The organism is Methylibium sp., assembly GCF_013817365.1.
GTDB lineage: Bacteria > Pseudomonadota > Gammaproteobacteria > Burkholderiales > Burkholderiaceae_C > Methylibium.
Genome location: NZ_JACDCU010000319.1, coordinates 1 through 4,885 on the forward strand (window position 1 = coordinate 1; position 4,885 = coordinate 4,885).

The window sequence follows — 4,885 nt, forward strand, 5'->3', positions numbered from 1 at the left end:
GATGCGGATCGGGCACGCTCTACAAGGCCGGGCTCGGGGTGCCGCTGAACATGGGCATCCTGCCGCTGTTCGCATTGGGCAGTTTTCTCGGATCGGCGCACCTGGACCGCTGGCTCGCGCTCGGCGAAGTCGCGCCGGTCAGCATCGTGCAGTCCTGGGGCGCCGGCTCCGCACTGGCGGGAACCTGGATCGCGCTGATCGCCATCGGCGTCGGCGTGCGGCTGTGGGCCGGCTGGGGGCGCGAGTGGATCGCGAGCCGCTGGGTCTGGGGCGCGCTCGCGTTGGCCGGGCTGGCCGCGCTGAACCTGGCCATCGCCGGCCAGACCTGGGGCGTCGTCTACGGCTTCGGTCTGTGGGCTGCCAAGCTGGCGCAGGCCACCGGCAGCTTCGATGCAGCAGGCAATGCGTTCTGGAGCCAGGCCGGCAACGCGCAGCGGCTGTCGCAATCGCTGCTGCTGGACGTCACCTCGATCACCAACATCGGCATCCTCGGCGGCGCCTTGTGGATCGCGGCGCGGCGCCGCGAGGCCAGCGCCCGCCCGCTAACGGCTCGGCAGTGGCTGATCGGCCTGGTGGCGGGCTTCGTGCTCGGCTACAGCTCACGGCTGGCCTTCGGGTGCAACATCGGCGCACTGCTCAGCGGCATCTCCACCGGCAGCCTGCACGGCTGGATCTGGATGCCGATGGCCTTCGCCGGCACGCTGATCGGCGTGCGGGTTCGTCGACGCTTCGGCTTCTGAGCGCATCGGACACGCGATGACCATCCGAGTCCTGTCGAGCACCCTGTTCTGGATCGCCTTGGTCGTCTTCGTCGGCTGGGATTGGTCGCAGTCGCCGCCTATCGATGTGCGCCAGGAGCCGCCGCTGGTCGCAGCGGGCTCGGGTCAGGCCGTCAGCGGCGGCCACTGCTCGCTTGCCCGCTGAAGCGCAGCGGCCGGCATGCCCGCCAGCGAGTACAACGGTAAATTCATGGTGGGACAGGTGGTGCTGCGGGGCAGCAGCAGCGCGACCGCGACGGGCCTCGCTGATGGTCGACGGGGAGTTGTGGGGGTCGTTGGTTCGAGTCCGATCGCGCCTACCAGATTTGGTAGTCGACTCAGTAGACATACAAGGACCGGGCGGAAACGCCAGGTCCTTTTTTTCTGTTTCCTGACAGCGCTTGCATTGCTGTCGCCCCCGAACGGTCAGCCTGCTAGCGGCGTGTTTGCGGCTTGCTTGTCGCCGGCCGCCTCGATGCAGGCTTGGGCTGGCAGGTCAGGCACTGTCCGTACAGCGTGAGGTCGTGGTCCTCCACAGTGAAACCATCCGGCGCCAACCGGGCGAGGTTGCCGGGGCAGGCGTGCACATCGAACACGCGCTGGCAGGTCGTGCACTGGAAATGGTGGTGATGGCCGTGATTCACGGACTCGTAGCGGGGGTTGTCGCCCGGCAGCCGCACGGCCCGCAGTTCGCCTTCATCGACCAGTTGCTTGAGAGTCCGGTAGACGGTTGCGATGCCCAGGCCCGGCACCTGGTTTTGGGCGCTCTCGAGCACTTCTTGCGGCAGCAAGGGCCGGCCCGCTAGACCGATGGCCTCCCTGATGGCTGTGCGCTGGCGAGTTGATCGTTCCATGAGAAGAATTGTGCCGTCTGCTGCCGGGGGTTTGGCGGTTGTTATGATAATGCGTTATCGTTATCGTTCGCTGTCACGACCGAAAGGTCGCACCAGCATCACCCGACTCGCTTTGCGGAGGTTCGAATGTCGCTCGTTCCCGTCACCATCCTCACCGGCTTTCTCGGCAGCGGCAAGACCACGCTGCTCAACCGCATCCTCCAGGAGCAGCACGGCCAGCGCATCGCCGTGATCGAGAACGAGTTCGGCGAAGCCGGCATCGACAACGAGCTGCTGGTGCAGGACGGCAACGAGCAGATCGTCGAGAACAACGGCTGCATCTGCTGCACGGTGCGCGGCGACCTGGTGCGCATCCTGGGCGAGCTGCACGACAAGCGCGCCGCCGGCAGCTTGAACTTCGACCGCGTGATCATCGAGACCACCGGCCTGGCCGACCCCGCCCCGGTGGCGCAGACCTTCTTCGTGGACGAAGCGATCGGTGAGCGCTACCTGCTCGACGCCATCGTCACGCTGGTCGATGCCGTGCATGCGTCGCAGCAGCTCGACGAGCACCACGAAGCGCAGGAGCAGGTCGGTTTCGCCGATCGCCTGCTGCTGTCGAAGACCGACCGCGTCTCGGTGGAAGAGGTGCGCGCGCCCGAGCAGCGCCTGCAGCGCATGAACCCGCGCGCGCCGATCTCGGTGGCCCACTTCGGCGAGACGCCGATCGACAAGTTGCTCGACATCCGCGGCTTCAATCTCAATGCCATCCTCGAGATCGAGCCGGATTTCCTGACCGACGTGGACCACGAGCACGACGACGACGTGACCTCGTTCGTGTTCCGCGAGACCCGGCCGCTCGATCTGGCGCGCATCGAAGATTTCCTGGGCGCCATCGTCAAGGTCTACGGCACGAAGATGATGCGCTACAAGGGCGTGCTCAACGTTCGCGGCTCCGATCGGCGCATCGTGTTCCAGGGCGTGCACATGCTGATGGGTGCGGACGACGGCACGCCGTGGAAGCCGGGCGAGGCGCGCGAGTCCAGGCTCGTCTTCATCGGCCGCGACATGCCCAAGCAGATGCTGCTCGAAGGTCTCTCGGCCTGCGTGGCGGATGCTGCGCCGGCGCGCGCGCAACCATGAGCGCACGCCGCATGTGGTGCGCCCACACGCGCTAGTGCCCTTTGAAGTCGGCTTTCGTGCTGATCGGTGCATGCGTCGTGTTGCCCGCCCGGGCCCAATCGACCGACGACCTCGTCTTGCCTTCGATCGTGGTCACCGGCGAGCGCTCCGGCTCGCTGAGGCTGGAGCAGCCCTCGACTGCCGGCAGCCGACTGAACCTCACGCCGCTGGAGACGCCGGCCAGCGTGGCGGTCGTGCCGGGCGAGCTGATCCGCGCGCTCGGCGTGAACACGGTGGTCGAAGCCAAGACGCTGGCGCCCGGCATCCCCTCGTCCAACAACCCGGGCAACGGCGGCAACCTGCTCAGTGCGCGCGGCTTTTCGGGGCAAAACTCGGTCAAGCAGCTCTACAACGGGCTGGAGATGTTCAACGCCGGCGGCGTGGTGAGCTTTCCGTTCGACCCATGGAGCGTCGAGCGGGTCGAAGCGCTGTACGGCCCGGCCTCGGTGCTCTATGGCACGGGCGCGATCGGCGGCGCGGTCAACGTGGTGCCCAAGCGGCCGGACCCCGGGAACAGCGAGCACGAGGTGGCGCTGGGCGCAGGCTCTTACAGATCGCTGCACCAGGCATTCGGCAGCACCGGGCCGCTCGGCGGCGGCTTTTCGTACCGCTTCGACGCGAGCCACCGCAGCGCCGACAACTGGGTGGACCGCAGCGAATCGGACAGCATCGCGTTGTCGGCCTCCCTGCGTTTGGACGCCAGCGAGCGCCTGCGCTTCGTGCTGGCGGTCGATTACGGCAAGCAGCGGCCGATGCACTACCTGGGCACGCCGGTGTCGGGCGGCGCACCGGTGCCGGGCACGCGGGGTGAGAACTACAACATCGACGACGACGACCTTTTCTTCGAGGACAAGTGGCTGACGCTCGAAACCGACTGGTCGGCCTCCGACAAGGTGTCGGTGCACAACAGCACCTACTGGATGCACCACGGCCGTCGCTACCGCGACGTTTTCACGTTCACTGCGCAAGCGCCTACGGCGACGACGGGCGCCACGGTGCGCCGCACCAACTACCGCGACATCGCGCGCTCGCTGCAGCGGCAGTACGGGACGCAGACGCACGCCAAGGTCGAGGGCTCGGTCGCCGGCATGAAGAACGACTTCCTCGCCGGCTTCGAGCTCAACCGCAACGACTACGACCGGCACGACAACGTGCGCGGCGGCGCCTCGGTGGTGGATGCGATCGACCCGGTGCCGGGACGCTACCGTGACGCCTACGACCAGGAGTCCAAGCCTTTCTACTTCATGACCCTGACGCAGGCGGGCGTGTTCGTGGAGAACCGGCTTGCGCTCAGCGATCGACTGTCGGCGGTCGCCGGCCTGCGCGCCGACCAGTACCGCAACGAGCGTGAAGACCGGATCAACGGGCAGACAACGAAGAGCGAACAAAGCAGCGTGAGCGGCAACGTGGGCGTGGTCTTCAACCCACTGCCGGACGTGGCCGTGTACGGCCAGTTCGCCACCGCTTCCGACCCGGTGAACTCGTTGGCCAGCATCGGCGCCAACCAGCAGGGCTTCGACCTGTCGGACGGCCGGCAGGTCGAAGTCGGCGTCAAGCAAAGCGCCTGGAACGGCCGCCTTGCCTGGACGCTGGCCGCCTACCGCATCGTCAAGAAGGACCTGCTCACGCCCAGCCTGGCCGACCCGTCGGTATCGGAGCAGGTCGGCCAGCAGTCCTCGCGCGGCCTCGAAGCCTCGGCCTCAGTGCGCCTGGGCGCCTGGCGCATCGACCTGAACGGCACGGTGCTCGACCCGCGCTTCGACGAGTTCAGCGCCCAGGTCGGCGGCGAGCGGCAGTCGCTTGCCGGCAACGTGCCTGCGACCGTGCACAAGCGCGCGGCCAACCTGCTGCTGTTCTGGAACATCGCCCCACGCTGGAAGGCGAACGGCGCGGTGCGCTACGTGGGCGAGCGCTTTACCGACAACACCAACACCGCGTCGATGCCGTCGTATTCGGCCGTCAACCTCGGCCTGAACTGGCTGGCCACGCCGCAGCTTCAGCTGAACCTGCGCCTGGACAACGCCTTCGACAAGGTCTACGCCACGCAGGGCTCGAACACGCAGTGGATCTTGGGCCGGCCACGCTCGGTGTGGCTCGCGGGGACCTATGCGT

5 protein-coding genes are annotated in these 4,885 nt (G+C 67.3%); 4 read left to right on the plus strand and 1 reads right to left on the minus strand.

Annotation, left to right across the window (positions count from 1 at the left end; translation table 11 throughout):
• Both H0W38_RS16595 and H0W38_RS16600 read left to right on the plus strand, forming a co-directional pair.
• On the plus strand, positions 1–740 hold a 740-nt coding region (locus H0W38_RS16595; protein ID WP_292456096.1), incomplete at its 5' end, for a YeeE/YedE thiosulfate transporter family protein.
• Between the two features lie 16 nt (positions 741–756).
• The gene (locus H0W38_RS16600; RefSeq protein ID WP_292456098.1) at positions 757–924 is read left to right on the plus strand and encodes a hypothetical protein; all 168 of its coding nucleotides are present in this window, start codon (positions 757–759) and stop codon (positions 922–924) included.
• A 268-nt stretch (positions 925–1,192) separates the two neighbouring features.
• Here the strand turns inward: H0W38_RS16600 and H0W38_RS16605 are convergent, their stop codons facing one another.
• A complete protein-coding gene (locus H0W38_RS16605; RefSeq protein WP_292456100.1) occupies positions 1,193–1,612 on the minus strand; it encodes a Fur family transcriptional regulator in 420 nt (139 codons plus the stop codon).
• Between the two features lie 126 nt (positions 1,613–1,738).
• On the opposite strand from H0W38_RS16605, the gene H0W38_RS16610 reads away from it, so the two are divergent.
• Entirely contained in the window at positions 1,739–2,734 is a 996-nt protein-coding gene (locus H0W38_RS16610; protein ID WP_292456102.1) for a GTP-binding protein, read from the plus strand.
• Between the two features lie 56 nt (positions 2,735–2,790).
• Positions 2,791–4,885: TonB-dependent receptor (locus H0W38_RS16615; protein WP_292456103.1), on the plus strand; the 2,095-nt coding region annotated here is incomplete at its 3' end.